17 protein-coding genes and 2 tRNA genes are annotated in these 17,879 nt (G+C 52.0%); 8 read left to right on the top strand and 11 right to left on the bottom strand.

Going from position 1 to position 17,879, the window contains the following annotated elements:
• Window positions 1-7: 7 nt before the first annotated feature.
• Window positions 8-466: a xanthine phosphoribosyltransferase gene (gene gpt / locus OGV67_RS10970; RefSeq protein WP_006685917.1), complete on the bottom strand. Its 459-nt coding sequence runs from the start codon at window positions 464-466 to the stop codon at window positions 8-10.
• A gap of 257 nt (window positions 467-723) precedes the next feature.
• Between gpt and pepD the strand changes: the two genes are divergently transcribed.
• On the top strand, window positions 724-2,181 hold the full coding sequence (pepD, locus tag OGV67_RS10965) for a cytosol nonspecific dipeptidase (RefSeq protein WP_115615089.1): 1,458 nt from the start codon (window positions 724-726) through the stop codon (window positions 2,179-2,181).
• A gap of 103 nt (window positions 2,182-2,284) precedes the next feature.
• Here pepD and dinB read toward each other — a convergent pair whose 3' ends face one another.
• Entirely contained in the window at window positions 2,285-3,340 is a 1,056-nt protein-coding gene (gene dinB / locus OGV67_RS10960) for a DNA polymerase IV (RefSeq protein WP_012133777.1), read from the bottom strand.
• A 271-nt stretch (window positions 3,341-3,611) separates the two neighbouring features.
• On the opposite strand from dinB, the gene dpaA reads away from it, so the two are divergent.
• Complete coding sequence (dpaA, locus tag OGV67_RS10955; RefSeq protein WP_012133778.1) at window positions 3,612-4,352, top strand: peptidoglycan meso-diaminopimelic acid protein amidase; 741 nt, start codon at window positions 3,612-3,614, stop codon at window positions 4,350-4,352.
• On the opposite strand, the gene OGV67_RS10950 is transcribed toward dpaA, so the two are convergent.
• On the bottom strand, window positions 4,323-5,090 hold the full coding sequence (locus OGV67_RS10950; protein ID WP_012133779.1) for a class II glutamine amidotransferase: 768 nt from the start codon (window positions 5,088-5,090) through the stop codon (window positions 4,323-4,325). The genes dpaA and OGV67_RS10950 overlap by 30 nt on opposite strands.
• Window positions 5,091-5,220: 130 nt before the next feature.
• Complete coding sequence (gene lpcA / locus OGV67_RS10945; RefSeq protein WP_024130646.1) at window positions 5,221-5,799, bottom strand: D-sedoheptulose 7-phosphate isomerase; 579 nt, start codon at window positions 5,797-5,799, stop codon at window positions 5,221-5,223.
• 238 nt (window positions 5,800-6,037) lie between these two features.
• On the opposite strand from lpcA, the gene fadE reads away from it, so the two are divergent.
• Together fadE and OGV67_RS10935 are read left to right on the top strand one after the other, a co-directional pair.
• Window positions 6,038-8,485 carry an acyl-CoA dehydrogenase FadE gene (gene fadE / locus OGV67_RS10940; RefSeq protein WP_047458764.1) on the top strand — a complete coding sequence of 816 codons (2,448 nt, stop codon included), beginning with the start codon at window positions 6,038-6,040 and terminating at the stop codon, window positions 8,483-8,485.
• A 107-nt stretch (window positions 8,486-8,592) separates the two neighbouring features.
• Window positions 8,593-9,363: an amidohydrolase gene (locus OGV67_RS10935; protein ID WP_024130647.1), complete on the top strand. Its 771-nt coding sequence runs from the start codon at window positions 8,593-8,595 to the stop codon at window positions 9,361-9,363.
• A gap of 115 nt (window positions 9,364-9,478) precedes the next feature.
• Here OGV67_RS10935 and OGV67_RS10930 read toward each other — a convergent pair.
• Window positions 9,479-9,555 (bottom strand) — tRNA-Asp (locus OGV67_RS10930).
• 133 nt (window positions 9,556-9,688) lie between these two features.
• Window positions 9,689-10,420 (bottom strand): DNA polymerase III subunit epsilon, encoded by a 732-nt coding sequence (dnaQ, locus tag OGV67_RS10925; RefSeq protein WP_024130648.1) that lies wholly within the window; start codon window positions 10,418-10,420, stop codon window positions 9,689-9,691.
• Window positions 10,421-10,484: 64 nt separating this feature from the next.
• Between dnaQ and rnhA the strand changes: the two genes are divergently transcribed.
• The gene (gene rnhA, locus OGV67_RS10920) at window positions 10,485-10,952 is read left to right on the top strand and encodes a ribonuclease HI (protein WP_012133784.1); all 468 of its coding nucleotides are present in this window, start codon (window positions 10,485-10,487) and stop codon (window positions 10,950-10,952) included.
• Here the strand turns inward: rnhA and OGV67_RS10915 are convergent.
• Window positions 10,949-11,671 (bottom strand): class I SAM-dependent methyltransferase, encoded by a 723-nt coding sequence (locus OGV67_RS10915; RefSeq protein ID WP_012133785.1) that lies wholly within the window; start codon window positions 11,669-11,671, stop codon window positions 10,949-10,951. The genes rnhA and OGV67_RS10915 overlap by 4 nt on opposite strands.
• A gap of 33 nt (window positions 11,672-11,704) precedes the next feature.
• Here OGV67_RS10915 and gloB point away from each other — a divergent pair, with 33 nt between their 5' ends.
• Entirely contained in the window at window positions 11,705-12,460 is a 756-nt protein-coding gene (gene gloB, locus OGV67_RS10910; protein WP_012133786.1) for a hydroxyacylglutathione hydrolase, read from the top strand.
• Window positions 12,461-12,531: 71 nt separating this feature from the next.
• Complete coding sequence (gene mltD, locus OGV67_RS10905; RefSeq protein WP_047458772.1) at window positions 12,532-13,899, top strand: murein transglycosylase D; 1,368 nt, start codon at window positions 12,532-12,534, stop codon at window positions 13,897-13,899.
• Between the two features lie 48 nt (window positions 13,900-13,947).
• On the opposite strand, the gene OGV67_RS10900 is transcribed toward mltD, so the two are convergent.
• A complete protein-coding gene (locus OGV67_RS10900) occupies window positions 13,948-14,718 on the bottom strand; it encodes a class I SAM-dependent methyltransferase (RefSeq protein WP_071260099.1) in 771 nt (256 codons plus the stop codon).
• A 76-nt stretch (window positions 14,719-14,794) separates the two neighbouring features.
• A complete protein-coding gene (locus tag OGV67_RS10895; protein ID WP_024130650.1) occupies window positions 14,795-15,595 on the bottom strand; it encodes an endonuclease/exonuclease/phosphatase family protein in 801 nt (266 codons plus the stop codon).
• A gap of 299 nt (window positions 15,596-15,894) precedes the next feature.
• On the opposite strand from OGV67_RS10895, the gene yafC reads away from it, so the two are divergent.
• Window positions 15,895-16,809, top strand: a complete 915-nt coding sequence (yafC, locus tag OGV67_RS10890) for a DNA-binding transcriptional regulator YafC (RefSeq protein ID WP_012133790.1) — start codon at window positions 15,895-15,897, stop codon at window positions 16,807-16,809.
• A 24-nt stretch (window positions 16,810-16,833) separates the two neighbouring features.
• Here the strand turns inward: yafC and dkgB are convergent, their stop codons facing one another.
• Together dkgB and OGV67_RS10880 are read right to left on the bottom strand one after the other, a co-directional pair.
• The gene (dkgB, locus tag OGV67_RS10885; RefSeq protein ID WP_012133791.1) at window positions 16,834-17,637 is read right to left on the bottom strand and encodes a 2,5-didehydrogluconate reductase DkgB; all 804 of its coding nucleotides are present in this window, start codon (window positions 17,635-17,637) and stop codon (window positions 16,834-16,836) included.
• Window positions 17,638-17,800: 163 nt separating this feature from the next.
• Window positions 17,801-17,877 (bottom strand) — tRNA-Asp (locus OGV67_RS10880).
• Between the last annotated feature and the right edge of the window lie 2 nt (window positions 17,878-17,879).

Raw genomic sequence — 17,879 nt, 5'->3', positions numbered from 1 at the left:
TCAGTGATTAGCGACCAGAGATTGGCGGGACGAATACCACGCCCATATCCCACGGCTGCTCAATCCAGGTGTCCTGCGGGATATCAATCACATAATCATCCACCAGCGGGCGGCCAGCCGGTTTAGCGAAGATAGTGACGAAATGAGCTTTAGGATACATTTCGCGGATAGCAACAGCAGTGCCGCCGGTATCGACCAGATCGTCGATCACGATGAAACCTTCACCATCGCCTTCCGCACGTTTCAGCACTTTCAGTTCGCGCTGGTTGTCGTGGTCGTAGCTGGAGATGCAAACGGTATCGACATGGCGAATACCCAACTCACGCGCCAGCAATGCGCCCGGTACCAGACCACCACGGCTGACGGCAATAATGCCTTTCCATTGTTCAGAAGGCATCAGGCGGCTTGCCAGTTTGCGTGCGTGAATCTGCAACATGTCCCAGGTGACGACGTATTTTTCGCTCATGTGAAGTGTCCCAGCCTGTTTATCTACGGCTTAAAAATTGAGGGTGAACCAGGTTGCGCGAGATTATAGAGACCTGACGCGCTAAAAACCAGTGTTTCGCGGAATCCAGCCCTCTTTTTACGTGCTTTATACTACCCGAAGACCAGGAAAGTGGTATTCTCAATCGCATCTCGCAAGCCCGACTTGTGGTGACAATCAATCTGCTAACCCTGTGGCCTGCAAGAAAGTTTTGCAGGACATCGTCAAGGAGACTTATCGTGTCTGAACTGTCTCAATTATCTCCACAACCGCTGTGGGATATTTTTGCAAAAATCTGTTCTATTCCTCATCCGTCCTACCATGAAGAGCAGCTCGCTGAACACATTATGGGCTGGGCCAAAGAGAAAGGTTTCCACGCTGAGCGCGATCGGGTCGGTAATATCCTGATTCGTAAACCTGCCACCGCAGGTATGGAAAACCGCAAGCCAGTGGTTTTGCAGGCGCACCTGGATATGGTTCCGCAGAAAAACAACGACACCGTACACGACTTCACCAAAGATCCGATCCAGCCTTATATTGACGGCGAGTGGGTAAAAGCCCGCGGCACCACGCTGGGCGCGGATAACGGCATTGGTATGGCTTCCGCGCTGGCCGTTCTGGCTGACGACAACGTCGCGCACGGCCCGCTGGAAGTGCTGCTGACCATGACGGAAGAAGCCGGTATGGACGGCGCATTCGGCCTTCAGCCAGGCTGGCTACAGGCCGATATTCTGATCAATACCGACTCCGAAGAAGAAGGTGAGATCTACATGGGCTGTGCAGGCGGTATCGATTTTACCTCTAACCTGCCGCTGTCCCGTGAAGCCATTCCGGCGGGCTTCCAGAGCTTTAAACTGACGCTGAAAGGCCTGAAAGGCGGCCACTCCGGCGGCGAAATCCACGTCGGTCTCGGCAATGCCAACAAGCTGCTGGTGCGCTTCCTGGCGGATCATGCTGAAGAACTGGGTCTGCGTCTGGTTGATTTCAACGGCGGTACGCTGCGTAACGCTATCCCGCGTGAAGCCTTCGCCACCGTTGCCGTAGCGGCAGATAACGTCGATGCGCTGAAAACGCGGGTGAACGCTTATCAGGAAATCCTGAAAAACGAGCTGGCAGAGAAAGAGAAGAATCTGGTGGTTCTGCTGGAAGCAGCCGCTAACGACAAAGCGGCGCTGACTGCTTCGTCCCGCGACGGCTTTATCCGTCTGCTGAACGCCACGCCAAACGGCGTGATTCGCAATTCCGACGTAGCGAAAGGCGTGGTTGAGACGTCCCTGAACGTGGGCGTTGTGAGCATGACCGACAACAACGTGGAAATCCACTGCCTGATCCGCTCGCTGATCGACAGCGGTAAAGACTACGTGGTGAGCATGCTGGATTCACTGGGTAAACTGGCCGGCGCGAAAACCGAAGCAAAAGGCGGCTATCCGGGCTGGCAGCCAGATGCGAACTCGCCGGTAATGCACCTGGTGCGTGAAACTTACCAGCGTCTGTTCAATAAGACGCCGAACATCCAGATTATTCACGCGGGTCTGGAATGCGGTCTGTTCAAAAAACCGTACCCGGATATGGACATGGTCTCTATCGGGCCAACCATTACCGGCCCGCACTCTCCAGATGAGCAGGTTCATATCGAAAGCGTCGGTCACTACTGGCGGCTTCTGACTGAACTGCTGAAGTCTATTCCAGCGAAGTAAGTCGCTACGAAACATTGCCGGATGGCGGCGTAAACGCCTTATCCGGCCTACACGCTGATTTGTAGGCCGGATAAGCGCAGCGCCATCCGGCAATACATCAAAGTCACAGCCCCAGCAGAAGCTGTCTTTCCAGTTGCGGGTCCAGTAGCGTAACGTGTAACCCTACCAGCCGCACGCCCCGCCCTCCCCGCCGCTCATTCCAGGTTTTACGCGCCGTCGTGATTAAATCGTCCTTGCTTAAACGCGGCCAGACGTGCTCCTGAGTGGTCAGCTGGAAATCGTTAAATTTTAATTTAACCCCCTGACGGGCAATGAGCAGGTCAGGCTTCACTTTTGCCAGCCGCCTTTCCAGCTCTGGATATAACCGCTCAATGATCGCCTCGCATTCCGCCCATTCGTGAATATCCTCCGCCAGCGTGCGTTCAACGCCTATCGATTTACGCAGTCTTTCATTGTTCACATCCCGCTCATCAATCCCCTGGCTACGCTCCCATAACACGCGGCCAAACTTACCAAAGCGCTTGAGTAACATCGCCAGATCGTACTTTTGCACGTCTTCACAGGTACGCAGCCCCATCGTTTCCAGCCTGGCCGCAGACACTTTACCCACCCCCGGAATTTTCCCCAGCGGTAAGGTTTTGAGAAACTCAGGAACATCGGCGGGGGTAATCACATATTGTCCATTCGGTTTATTAAGGTCAGAAGCAATTTTTGCCAGAAACTTAACCGGAGCAATACCTGCTGATGCGGTGAGCTGGAGTTCGTTAAAAATCGTCTGACGGATTTCCTGAGCGATAAGCGTGGCGGAGCCGTGGCAATAAGTGCTGTCGGTGACGTCCAGATAGGCTTCATCCAGCGAAAGCGGCTCTATACGCGAGGTATAACGAGAGAAGATTTCACGGATATGCTGCGACGCTTCTTTATACGCCTCAAACCGCCCCGGCAATAGCGTGAGGTGCGGGCAAAGCTTAAGCGCCATACCGGTCGGCATCGCGCTGCGCACACCAAATTTGCGGGCGGGATAATTCGCCGTACTGATAACGCCCCTGCGCTCGCGGCTGCCGCCGATAGCAATGGGAATATCACGCAGGGCCGGGTTATCGCGCATTTCAACCGCCGCGTAAAAACAGTCCATATCAACATGTATGATTTTGCGCATGGCTCACCTCTGCAATACTGTTTAAGTATACAGTATATTTTGTATTGTGAGAAGCGAGTGGAAATTAAGCCGCAGCAGAATGCGCCGGGTTCTGACTGCCTTGACGGCTAAATTTCAGTATAAAGAGAAACTAAATTGTAAACGCATCGCCTGGGGCTTGCGAAAAACTGCCGTGGTGATAATGTGAGCGCACCAAATACGGATTAGTCTGATTTGGGGACTCTGTTTGCCGTTCTGGCGTGTGTAACCGTTTTATCAAGGAATAAGCAGTATGCGTAAAATCGCATTTTTTCTTGCGATGCTTCTGATCCCGTGCGTCTCATTTGCCGGTTTGCTAAGCAGTAGCAGCCCAACCACGCCAGTCAGCAAAGAATATAAGCAGCAGTTGATGGGGTCGCCTGTCTATATTCAGATCTTTAAAGAAGAGCGTACGCTCGATCTGTACGTCAAGATGGGTGAGCAATATCAATTGCTCGACAGCTACAAAATTTGCAACTATTCCGGTGGTTTAGGCCCCAAACAACGCCAGGGTGACTTTAAAAGCCCGGAAGGTTTTTACAGCGTCCAGCGTAATCAGCTCAAACCGGATAGCCGTTTCTATAAGGCCATTAATATCGGTTTTCCGAACGCCTATGACCGCGCACACGGTTATGAAGGTAAGTATCTGATGATCCACGGCGCCTGCGTCTCCGTCGGTTGCTATGCCATGACCGACAGCGGCATTGATGAGATTTTCCAGTTTGTAACCGGCGCCCTGGTATTCGGGCAATCCAGCGTACAGGTGAGCATCTATCCCTTCCGCATGACCGATGCAAATATGCAGCGCCATAAGTATTCGTATTACAAAGATTTCTGGACGCAGCTAAAACCGGGCTACGACTACTTTGAGCAAACCCGTAAGCCACCAACGGTTTCCGTTGTTGATGGCCGTTACGTGGTCAGCAAACCGTTGAGTCATGAAGTGGTTCAGCCACAGCTGGCGTCAAACTATACGCTCCCCGAGACAAAATAATCGCCATTCGCCTGGCATAATCTTTTGCCAGGTTTCATTTCCCGTCAGCGGCTGCGTTGCAATCACGGTAACCACATCATTCGGTGTGGTTTGTGAACTGAAGTCGATTTCCACATCCTGGTCCAACAGCGTGGCGACGCCAAACGGCGCGCGGCGGGTGATCCAGAATAAATTGGTCGAGCAATAGGCCATGACATAGCGCCCGTCTGACAGCAGCATGTTGAAGACACCTTTCTTACGGAGTTCTTCTGCCAGCGTCGCAATATATTTAAATACCGCCATCATATTGCCCGGCGTACGCGGATAACGCTGCGTCAGCTTATGCAGCAGCCAGCAGAACGCTTTTTCGCTGTCCGTCTCACCAACCGGGCGAAAATTACCGGTTTCAAGCGATTTGTAGCCATTGAGCTGCCCGTTATGCGCATACGTCCAGTTACGCCCCCAAAGCTCACGGGTAAACGGATGCGTATTTTCCAGCGCCACTTCCCCACGATTCGCCTGGCGAATATGGGCGACGACGGAACAGGATTTAATGGGATAGTCTTGCACCAGTCTGGCGATGGGCGAATTAAAACTGGGTTGCGGATCTTTAAACGTGCGACACCCTTTACCTTCATAAAACGTAATGCCCCAGCCGTCTTTGTGCGGCCCGGTTCCTCCACCACGCTGAACCAGCCCGGTGAAACTAAAGCAAATATCGGTTGGCACATTGGCGCTCATCCCGAGCAGTTCGCACATACATCACCTACCTTAAAACGCTGAACCGCCTGATGGCGCTGCGCTTATCAGGCCTGGACAAATCAAATGTAGGCCGGATAAGACGCTTTAACGTCATCATCCGGCAAAAACACAGTAAAGAATTATCCGCTTACTTAACCATCTCTTTTTCGATCAATTGGATCAGGATATGAATCACTTTGATATGGATTTCCTGAATACGATCAGCATAACCGAAATGCGGCACGCGAATTTCAATATCCGCCGTCCCTGCCATTTTACCGCCGTCTTTCCCGGTCAGGGTGATGACTTTCATTCCCTTCTCGCGTGCTGCGGCAATCGCTTTAATCACGTTACCAGAGTTGCCCGAAGTTGAGATCCCTAACAGCACATCCCCTTCACGGCCAACCGCTTCAACGTAGCGGGAGAAAACATAGTCGTAACCAAAATCATTACTGACACAGGAGATATGGCTGACGTCAGAAATAGCGATCGCCGGGTAGCCTGGACGGTTTTCGCGGTAGCGACCGGTCAGCTCTTCGGCAAAATGCATCGCGTCGCAATGAGAGCCGCCGTTACCGCAGGAAAGTACCTTGCCACCCGCTTTAAAACTGTCTGCCAGCAGGACCGCCGCGCGCTGAATAGCGTGAATATTGGCTTCATCTTTTAAAAAATTGGCCAGCGTTTCCGCCGCTTCGTTCAGTTCGTTACGAATAAGATCCTGGTACATGAGGATATCCTTCAGCATGAATGTAATTGACAGATGCAGTGTACCGGATAGCGCAGAAAGCGAGAAGCACAAGCCACAGGAATGCCGCTGGCTTTTGATTTTTTGTGCCGGTGAAAACGGCAACAATGTGAGCTTCGTTGTAATTATTTTGTAAACACATTGCTAAAAGAAATGACATCCACTACAACCATATCATCACAAGTGGTCAGACCTCCTACAAGCAAGGGAGCTTTTCGTTATGATGATTTTGAGTATTCTCGCAACGGTTGTTCTGCTCGGCGCGCTGTTTTACCACCGCGTGAGCTTATTCCTCAGCAGCCTGATTTTACTCGCATGGACAGCCGCGCTGGGCGTTGCTGGCCTGTGGTCTATCTGGGTGCTGGTTCCTCTGGCCATTATCCTCGTACCGTTTAACGTTACGCCGATGCGTAAGTCGATGATCTCTGCGCCAGCGTTTCGTAGCTTCCGTAAAGTGATGCCGCCGATGTCGCGCACGGAGAAAGAGGCCATTGATGCCGGTACAACATGGTGGGAAGGCGATCTCTTCCAGGGCAAACCTGACTGGAAAAAATTGCACAACTATCCGCAACCGCATCTGACCGCTGAAGAACAGGCGTTCCTGGATGGCCCGGTAGAAGAAGCCTGCCGTATGGCGAATGATTTCCAGATCACGCACGAATTAGCCGATCTGCCGCCGGAGTTGTGGGACTACCTGAAAGAGCATCGCTTCTTCGCGATGATCATCAAGAAAGAGTACGGCGGCCTGGAGTTTTCGGCGTATGCGCAGTCTCGCGTGCTGCAAAAACTCTCCGGCGTTTCCGGGATTCTGGCGATTACCGTGGGCGTACCTAACTCATTAGGCCCAGGTGAACTGCTGCAACACTACGGTACTGAAGAGCAGAAAAACCATTACCTGCCGCGTCTGGCGCGTGGTCAGGAGATCCCTTGCTTTGCGCTGACCAGCCCGGAAGCGGGCTCCGATGCGGGCGCAATTCCTGATACCGGCGTCGTCTGCATGGGCGAATGGCAAGGCCAGCAGGTGCTGGGTATGCGCCTGACCTGGAACAAACGTTACATTACGCTGGCCCCTATCGCGACCGTGCTGGGCCTGGCCTTTAAACTCTCTGACCCGGAAAAACTGCTGGGTGGCGAAGAAGAGCTGGGTATCACCTGTGCGCTGATCCCGACCTCAACGCCTGGCGTAGAAATTGGTCGCCGTCACTTCCCGCTGAACGTACCGTTCCAGAACGGGCCTACGCACGGCAAAGATATTTTTGTGCCAATCGACTACATCATTGGCGGGCCGAAGATGGCAGGCCAGGGCTGGCGTATGCTGGTGGAATGCCTGTCGGTAGGCCGTGGTATCACGCTGCCGTCCAACTCGACCGGCGGGGTTAAATCCGTCGCGCTGGCAACCGGGGCATATGCCCATATTCGTCGCCAGTTCAAAATCTCTATCGGCAAGATGGAAGGTATTGAAGAGGCTCTGGCGCGCATTGCCGGTAACGCCTACGTAATGGACGCCGCAGCGTCGCTGATTACCTACGGCATTATGCTGGGTGAAAAACCGGCGGTGCTGTCAGCTATCGTCAAGTACCACTGTACCCATCGCGGCCAGCAGTCCATCATCGACGCAATGGACATTACCGGTGGTAAAGGCATTATGCTTGGCGAAAGCAACTTCCTGGCGCGTTCTTACCAGGGGGCGCCTATCGCCATCACCGTTGAAGGTGCGAATATCCTGACCCGCAGCATGATGATCTTCGGTCAGGGGGCGATTCGCTGCCATCCGTATGTTCTGGAAGAGATGGCCGCCGCGCAAAGCAACGATGTGAATGCGTTCGACAATCTGCTGTTTAAACATATCGGCCATGTCGGTAGCAACAAAGTACGCAGCTTCTGGCTCGGTCTGACCCGCGGCCTGACCAGCTACACCCCAACCAGCGACGCAACGAAACGTTATTACCAGCACCTTAACCGACTGAGCGCCAACCTGGCCCTGCTGTCTGATGTCTCAATGGCGGTGTTGGGCGGTAGCCTGAAACGTCGTGAACGTATTTCCGCACGCCTGGGCGATATTTTAAGCCAGCTGTATCTGGCCTCCGCCGTGCTGAAACGCTATGACGATGAAGGCCGTAACGAAGCCGATCTGCCGCTGGTGCACTGGGGCGTACAGGATGCGTTGTATCAGGCGGAGCAAGCGATGGATGAACTGCTGCAAAACTTCCCGAACCGTTTTGTTGCGGGTCTGCTGAACGTGGTGATCTTCCCAACCGGTCGTCACTACCTTGCCCCTTCCGACAAGCTGGATCATAAGGTCGCGCAGATTCTACAAGTACCGAGCGCAACCCGTTCACGTATCGGTCGCGGTCAATACCTGACGCCGAGCGAGCATAACCCGGTCGGCTTGCTGGAAGAAGCGCTGCTGGACGTAATAGCGGCAGATCCTATCCACCAGCGGATCTGCAAAGAGCTGGGTAAAAATCTGCCGTTTACCCGTCTGGATGAACTGGCGCATAACGCGCTGGCAAAAGGGCTGATTGATAACGATGAAGCCGCCATTCTGGTGAAAGCGGAAGAAAGCCGTCTGCGCAGCATTAACGTTGATGATTTTGATGCCGACGCGCTGGCGACTCAGCCGGTAAAGTTGCCAGAGAAGCAAGTGCGTAAAGTCGAAGCCGCTTAATCCTCACCTCCCCTGAAAGCCCCGCTTCTGCGGGGCTTTTTATTGCCACATTTTCGTTGATGCTCATGCTACAGTGTAAAAATGCTGTTCAACGAGGAGCCCCGATCGTGCCTGGTTTGAAAATTACCCTGTTGCAACAACCGCTGGTCTGGATGGACGGTCCGGCCAATTTACGTCATTTTGACAGACTGCTGGAAACCATCACCGGACGTGACGTCATTGTTTTACCTGAAATGTTTACCACCGGTTTTGCAATGGAAGCCGCACTTCAGTCACTCCCGCAAGAAGATGCGATCGACTGGATGCTGGCCAAAGCACAACAGACTGATGCCCTGATTGCGGGCAGCGCTGCGTTGCAAACCGAACGTGGCCCGGTAAACCGTTTTTTACTGGTTGAACCTGACGGCAACGTTCATTGCTATGATAAACGCCATCTGTTCCGCATGGCGGATGAACATCATCATTACCAGGCGGGCGATAAACGTGTTGTCGTTGAATGGCGCGGCTGGCGTATTCTGCCGTTAGTGTGTTATGACCTGCGTTTTCCGGTATGGTCCCGCAATCTTAATGATTATGACCTGGCGCTGTATGTAGCAAACTGGCCTGCTCCACGTTCGCTACACTGGCAGGCGCTGCTCACCGCACGCGCGATTGAAAACCAGGCCTATGTAGCAGGCTGTAACCGTGTTGGCACTGACGGCAACGGGCACCATTACCGTGGGGACAGCCGGGTGATTAACCCGCAAGGAGAGATTATCGCCACCGCCGAACCACATCAGGCGACACGTATTGATGCAGACCTGTCGCTCACGGCGTTACGGGAATACCGCGAGAAATTTCCGGCATGGCAGGACGCCGACCCATTCACGTTACGCTGATGATTGTTCATCCTTCTTTGCAGCGATTCTGGCATTTCTACAGAGAAGGATAATTTTTGTTGAAGGCTAAAACGACGAAAGCCTGAATCATTTCTGATTCAGGCTTTCTGAATAGTGGCGGAACGGACGGGACTCGAACCCGCGACCCCCTGCGTGACAGGCAGGTATTCTAACCAACTGAACTACCGCTCCGCGTTGTGTTCCTCTTGGGAACGAAGCGCATATTACGGATTGCCTCGCACCTCGTCAACGGTTTTTCTCACGTTTTGAATCGTTTGCTGTAAAAATCACCCGGACGGCTATTTTTACGTCGTAAAACCCCGAATTACGCCCGCCAGAGGCAACTTCCGCCTTTCTTCTGCACCAGGTCGAGACGCGACTCATGCGCCATCAGCTCTTCATCAGTCGCTAAAACAACGCGTAACTTGCTGGCCTGGCGGACAATACGCTGGATTGTCGCTTCACCCTGCTGTTGCTGCGTTTCCCCTTCCATTGAGAAGGCCATCGACGTTTGCCCGCCGGTCATCGCCAGATAGACATCGGCCAGAATCTGGGCATCGAGCAATGCGCCGTGCAGCGTACGTTTGCTGTTATCTATCTCATAGCGTGAACAAAGCGCATCAAGGCTGTTACGCTTGCCGGGGAACATCCTCCTCGCCAGCGCCAGGCTATCGGTGATTTTGCAGAACTCGCTTGTTTTCGGAATACCACGACTGAGCTTGGCGAACTCATAATCCATAAAGCCGATATCAAACGATGCGTTATGGATCACCAGTTCCGCGCCACGGATATACTCCAGGAAGTCGTCAACCACATCGGCAAAAACGGGTTTATCAAGCAGAAATTCATCCGCAATACCGTGTACGCCGAACGCTTCCGGGTCCACCAGTCGGTCCGGTTTTAGATAGACGTGGAAGTTATTGCCGGTAAGGCGGCGGTTCACGACCTCGACTGCACCGATCTCAATGATCTTATGGCCTTCGTAGTGGGCGCCGATCTGGTTCATACCGGTGGTTTCGGTATCGAGGACGATCTGTCGTGTAATTGCAGTGCTCATAGCGGTCATTTATGTCAAACTTGTCGTTTTACGATCGATTTCAATTACAGGAAGTCTACCAGAGATGCTTAAACAGGTAGAAATTTTCACCGATGGCTCTTGCCTGGGAAATCCAGGTCCTGGTGGTTATGGCGCTATTTTACGCTATCGCGGCCATGAAAAAACCTTTAGTGAAGGATATAGCCTCACAACTAACAATCGCATGGAGCTTATGGCGGCCATCGTCGCGCTGGAAGCGTTAAAAGAACATTGTGAAGTCACATTAAGCACGGACAGCCAGTATGTCCGTCAGGGAATTACGCAATGGATCCACAACTGGAAAAAGCGCGGCTGGAAAACAGCAGAGAAAAAGCCGGTAAAGAATGTCGATCTCTGGAAGCGCCTTGATGCCGCGCTGGGCCAACATCAAATCAAATGGGAATGGGTAAAAGGCCATGCCGGCCATCCTGAAAACGAACGTTGCGATGAGCTGGCGCGTGCGGCAGCGATGAATCCTACGCAGGAAGACGTTGGCTATCAGGCAGAGGCTTAAGCGTCTGGCTTACGGTATTGCCGGGTCGCGCCCACAGCCTGGCGAATCCGCGCTTTGCTTTTATTTTGTTTCATCGGGTTAAGCGTAAGCGGGATGGTTCGCTTACGCGCCACAATCAGTTGCAGGCAGCCCAGCGCCGGAATATGCGTGCTCAGCAGCTTTCCCCCTTGCTTTGACCAGGGTAAAACATGAAAACGGCTGTAGTGCAGCACTTCAAAATTCAATAACGAGAGCCAGTCCAGTTGGCGCATCAGCGTAAACATCCGGCTGTTATAAGGTGAAGATTTACGCAAGACGGGCACCAGCTTACGCAGGCCCATCAGACTAATCGGGTTAAAACCACTCAAAACCAGCCAGCCATCATCAATTAACACCCGATCGGCCTCACGCAGTAACCGATGTGGGTCGACGCACCACGGTAGCGTATGCGCCAACAGACAAACATCAACAGACTTATCGGCAAAGGGAAGATGTAAGGGATCGGCCTGAACCTGGACGGGCGCGCCTTGCAGGGAAATATTGACTTGATGAGAAACGGCGCACGCTTCAGAGTTGATTTCTGCGCTTAAATTACCAATTTTAAGCAAATGAAAACCATACATTTTGGCGAACCACGGGTTAAGCTGATGCTCCAGCGCCTCACGATAGTATTCACCCCAGGGCAAATCGCCCCAGCGATGGGGAGCTATGACTGTTTGAGGGATCCTTGCCGGTTTCATCACAACCTTCCGCTACGCACTAAGAGGTAATTTATGAATCTTAACAGTATTCCCGCATTTCAGGACAATTACATCTGGGTTCTGAGTAATAATGAAGGACGTTGTCTGATCGTTGATCCTGGCGAAGCGGCTCCCGTGCTAAACGCCATCAAAGAGAAGAACTGGCAGCCGGAAGCGATTTTCCTCACTCACCATCACCACGACCATGTTGGCGGCGTGAAAGAACTTCTTCAACATTTTCCGCACGTAGTGGTTTACGGACCGGCAGAAACACAAGATAAGGGAACCACGCGCGTAGTCAAAGATGGCGATAGCGCCCTCGTTTTAGGGCATGAATTTAGTATATTTGCCACACCGGGTCACACTTTAGGACATATCTGTTACTTTAGTCATCCTTACCTTTTCTGCGGCGATACCCTTTTCTCTGGAGGTTGTGGACGCCTGTTTGAAGGTACAGCCTCACAGATGTATCAATCACTTAAAAAAATCAGCGCCCTTCCTGACGATACGCTGATTTGTTGCGCACATGAGTATACTTTAGCAAACATGAAGTTTGCATTGAGCATCCTACCGCACGATTCGTTCATAAATGAATATTATCGTAAAGTTAATGAGTTACGCGCAAAAAACCAAATTACACTCCCCGTAATTCTGAAAAATGAGCGGAAAAATAATATTTTTTTGAGAACGGAAGATCCTGATTTAATTAATGAAATAAACAAAGAAACAAAGTTGCAACAACCTGAAGAGCGTTTTGCCTGGTTAAGGTCAAAGAAAGACAGCTTCTGACAATTCCTACTTGTCATTGGCGAACTTCGCCGTTATGATCGGTCGTCTTTTAAGCAACTATTGACACACACATGAAGGCAAAAGCGATATTACTCGCCTCTGTCCTGCTTGTGGGGTGCCAGTCGTCTCAGAACACTGGCAACGTCCAACAGCACGCACAGAGCCTTTCTGCAGCTGGTCAAGGGGAAGCAGGAAAGTTTACGAGTCAGGCACGATGGATGGACGATGGGACGTCTCTCGCGCCGGATCAAGACTTGTGGGCTTTCATTGGCGACGAGCTAAAGATGGGAATTCCGGAGAACAACCGGATACGCGAACAGAAACAGAAGTATTTACGCAATAAGAGCTATCTCCACGATGTAACTTTACGGGCAGAGCCGTATATGTACTGGATAGCCGGGCAGGTTAAGAAACGTAACATGCCGATGGAACTGGTACTACTACCCATAGTGGAGAGCGCTTTTGACCCACACGCAACGTCTGGCGCCAATGCCGCAGGCATCTGGCAGATCATTCCGAGCACAGGGCGCAATTATGGTTTGAAACAGACCCGCAATTATGATGCGCGTCGTGATGTTGTGGCTTCCACAACGGCCGCGTTAGACATGATGCAGCGTCTGAATAAGATGTTTGATGGCGACTGGCTGTTGACCGTTGCAGCTTATAATAGCGGCGAAGGTCGCGTGATGAAGGCAATCAAAGCGAATAAGGCGCGTGGCAAAGCCACCGACTTCTGGTCGCTTTCGTTACCTCAGGAAACGAAGCTATACGTGCCCAAAATGCTGGCATTGAGCGATATTCTCAAAAACAGCAAACGCTATGGCGTGCGTCTGCCAACCACAGACGAAAGTCGTGCGCTGGCGCGCGTTCGTTTGAGCAGCCCGGTTGAGATGGCACAAGTTGCAGATATGGCGGGCATGTCCGTCACCAAGCTGAAGGCGTTTAATGCTGGCGTGAAAGGCTCTACGCTAGGCGTTAGCGGCCCACAGTACGTGATGGTGCCAAAGAAGCATGCAGAACAACTGCGTGAGTCTCTGGCTTCAGGCGAAATTGCTGCCGTACAGTCTACGCTGGTCGCAGACAATACGCCGCTGAACAGCCGTAGCTACAAAGTTCGCTCTGGCGATACGCTTTCCGGCATCGCGGCACGCCTTGGCGTGAGCACGAAAGATTTGCAGCAGTGGAATAGTCTGCGCGGATCTAACCTGAAAGTGGGCCAAAGTCTGACGATTGGCGCAGGCAGTAGCGCACAGCGTCTGGCCAACAACAGCGATAGCATTACCTATCGTGTGCGGAAAGGTGATTCGCTTTCGAGTATCGCCAAACGTCACGGGGTGAACATCAAAGATGTGATGCGCTGGAACAGCGATACAGCAAATCTGCAACCAGGCGATCAGCTAACGTTGTTTGTGAAGAACAGCAGCACACCTGACTCCTGATAGCATGACTCAGAAAAGGCACTGGTTTCCCCCCAGTGCCTTTTTTATTTATGCCGCTTTATGCGCCTCAACCATAATCGTATCGCTGGTAAACGAACCGTCCTCCTGCAAAGCGAAATACGCTTTTACCTCCGCGGATGCGCTCTTCTGATACAAACGAATAGCCTCAACCAGCGCCGCAGGCGTACGCATTCTCGCTACCCATGAACTGAACTCCAGCGGTAAGCGGTCCGTTAACAACGTATCGACAATCAGATTCGCATCATTCACCAGGGACAGCCACTCACCGCTGGAGTAGTTACGTACATGAGAAGTGTCGCGTAACGCTTCTACAGTCTGTAACCAGATATCGCGCACCGGATGCCCAGGCGACATCACATCCATCATAATCAACACGCCACCCGCTTTCAGAACCCGGTTGACTTCACGCAGTGCCAGCCCAACATCATGCCAGTGATGTGCAGAATAGCGGCTAATCACAACATCAAAAGCGTGATCCTCAAACGGCAGATTTTCAGCATACCCCTGTCGGGTCGCGATATTTTCTAAACCTTTCTCTTTCGCCGCCTGTACGACGACCTCAAGCATCTGCGAAGACAAATCGTAAGCCACCACCTGCTTTACGTTCTGCGCAGCAATAAAACTGGCGTGCCCGGCGCCACATCCCATATCCAGTACGCTGGCATGCGGAAAAGAGGACAGCCGTTCCGCCAGTCGCTGTAAGTCACGACCAGAAGCATGAACGGTACTGGTTAAATAGGCATTTGCCTGAGAGCCAAACTGCTTTTCGACGTTGTCATGGTGGGAGTGTGTTGTCATCGTGTTGTCCTTTGGTTGTTTGCAAAATAAAGGGCAGCACCACTTCAGGCCTGCCCCACGGCAGACCTGACACACCTTATTGTTCAGGTTTGCCGGGACTGAATTCAACGAGTAGCGGGTTATGATCGGAGGCGCGCGTGACCAGTACGGAAGCCTCGCTAACGTTCAAACCTCGATAAAACACAAAATCAAGAGGACGGCCAAACGCCCGTCGGCGCTGATCGTCAGTAAAACGTACCTGGCGCAGGGACATCTCGCGCGCAAAGCGATACAGCGCATTCATTCGTGGTCGGCTCCAGGCATTGAAATCACCGGCCATAATCACCGGGCCGCTGTGATGCGCAATTTGATCGCCAATAGGAAGTAACTGCTTACTATACACATCCACCCCAAGACTGAAGTTAACGGCGTGAATGTTTACCACCATCAACAATCGCGTATCAGGCAAAGGATAAACGGTCACCAGCGCTGACTTCGCCAAACGTAAGATGGGCTCACGTTCGCGCAGCGGGCAGCAGTAGACGGGATGAGCAGCAGAAAGCGTCATAACGCCCGAAGGATGCTGAGGTAACACAAAAGCGGGAACCTGATCGGCTGCAAGATAGTTAGCGGTCGCAAACTGCACCAGTTCAGGCGTGGTTTGCGCTTCCTGTAATAAAACCAGGTGCGCATCTTTGCCAAAGTTTTTCAGCACCGATAACCATTCGGCCCGCTGCTGTTTAAAGATATTCCACACCAGAATCCGAATGCGGTCTTCACTGCTTAACGGCACTCCGGCGGGTAATGCCTGGCCAATACTCGCAAACGACCCAGGCGGTAAAATCCGCTCGGCGGGTTGTCCGGCAATATAGCGCATGGCATAAGTATTTTTTCGCACGTTTGACTTTAAAACCTCTGTAACGTCAACCAGCCCGGGCACGGACTGGTTATTCTGTTATAGGGATTTTAGCTCACACTTTCAACGAGCAGTTACATATTGTTTTGTAAGCAAGCGCTTACCTCCGTAAATTTAACCAGGAACAGCGCGAACTGGTCTATCCAATCGATCACAGGTTAACGCCGTCAGAACAGGCTCTCCGGCCACCACACCTCACGCGCAGATTGAAACCAACAGCCCAGGATGTTTTAATGAAAAAATAGCCAAAATATCAATGTAATTTTGCTTCAGGTGCAAAAATGAAAGCTACATCAGAAGAACTCGTGATATTTGTTGCCGTAGTCGAAAGCGGTAGCTTTAGCCGCGCTGCGGAGCAACTTGGACAGGCGAATTCTGCGGTCAGCCGGGCGGTCAAAAAGCTGGAGATGAAACTGGGCGTGAGTCTGCTTAATCGCACAACACGCCAGTTGAGTCTGACGGAAGAAGGCGAACGTTATTTTCGTCGCGTGCAGTCAATATTACAAGACATGGCCGCCGCTGAAACGGAGGTGATGGAAACGCGAAGCACTCCACGCGGCCTGTTGCGTATTGACGCCGCCACGCCGGTGATACTGCACTTTCTGATGCCGCTGGTTAAGCCTTTTCGCGAGCGTTATCCAGAAATGACGTTATCACTGGTTTCCTCAGAAACATTCATCAATCTGATTGAACGAAAGGTCGATGTCGCCATACGTGCCGGGACGCTGACCGATTCAAGCCTGCGCGCCCGCCCGCTCTTTACCAGTTATCGAAAGATTATCGCATCGCCGGATTATATTGCCCGCTTTGGCAAACCCGAAACCATTGAAGAGTTAAAACAGCATCTATGTCTCGGATTCACTGAACCGGCTTCGCTCAATACATGGCCTGTAGCATGTAGCGACGGACAACTCCATGAAATCAGCAGCGGTCTGTCGTCAAATAGCGGTGAGACGCTCAAGCAGCTTTGTCTGAGTGGTAACGGGATCGCCTGCCTGTCTGACTATATGATTGATAAAGAAATCGCGCGGGGAGAGCTTGTGGAGCTGATGGCCGATAAGCGCCTACCGGTAGAGATGCCTTTCAGTGCCGTTTATTACAGCGATCGTGCGGTCAGTACCCGCATTCGGGCGTTTATCGATTTTCTCAGCGATCATGTAAAAACAGCCCCCGAAGGAGCTGTAAAAGAGGGTTAAGGGTACAGAGTGAGGGTTAGCCGATCAGTCCCACTCTGGCGCCAGACCTTCCGGGCTGACAAGGCGATCGTTGCAGTCCAGTGCGGCAATCGCCTTTTTATCTTCGGCATCCAGATGCAGATCGAGCGCCAGCAGGTTGCTTGCCAGATTTTCACGTTTAGTAGAAGAAGGAATTACGGAGTAGCCTTCTCCCATTGCCCATGCAAGGATCACCTGCGCCGAAGTCGCATTGTGCTTAGCGGCAATACGGGCAATCACTTCATCTTTCAGTGCCTTACCATAAGCCAGCGTCATGTAAGAGGTGATGTGAATTCCATGCTGTTTTGCCCAATCCACGACCTTGCGGTTTTGCAGATACGGAGACAGTTCAATCTGGTTAGTCGCAATGTTTTCTGCGCCGACAGCGGCAATGGCTTTTTCCATCAACGGGATAGTAAAGTTAGAAATACCGATTTCGCGCGTTAGTCCCTGCTCTTTTGCTTCCAGCAGCGCCTGCATGAACTCTTCGACAGATACCGCATCGTTTGGTGACGGCCAGTGGATCAATGCCAGATCCACATAATCAGTGCGCAGTTTTTCCAGACTTTCTTTCAGACTCAGGATCAGCTTCTCTTTGCTGAGATTTTCAGTCCAGATCTTGGTGGTGATGTACAGCTCGCCGCGCGGGATGCCACTTTCGGCAATCGCCTGACCAACAGCCGCTTCATTATCATAGATTTGTGCAGTATCAATTGCACGATAGCCCAGTTCCAGCGCTGTTTTGACCGATGCGATAACAACATCGTCTTTCAGGCGAAAAGTACCTAAACCAAATGCAGGGATTGTCATTGAGTTCCTCATTAATTGTTGTGTCGTTAACTGAGGAGGGATTATCGCGGTTGTTTTTATGCGGAAAAAGATCGTAGAACGCAGAGGATTTTTGCGAAATAAGCAATAATGGAACAGCAGGCAAGAAAAAAGCCCTGAGCGTTAGCTCAGGGCTCTTAATAAGTGGCGGAACGGACGGGACTCGAACCCGCGACCCCCTGCGTGACAGGCAGGTATTCTAACCAACTGAACTACCGCTCCAC

Origin of the sequence: Citrobacter sp. CK188, from assembly GCF_030333525.1 — a bacterium.
Classification (GTDB): Bacteria; Pseudomonadota; Gammaproteobacteria; order Enterobacterales; family Enterobacteriaceae; genus Citrobacter_B; species Citrobacter_B koseri.
This window is presented reverse-complemented; position numbering and strand designations above follow the sequence as displayed.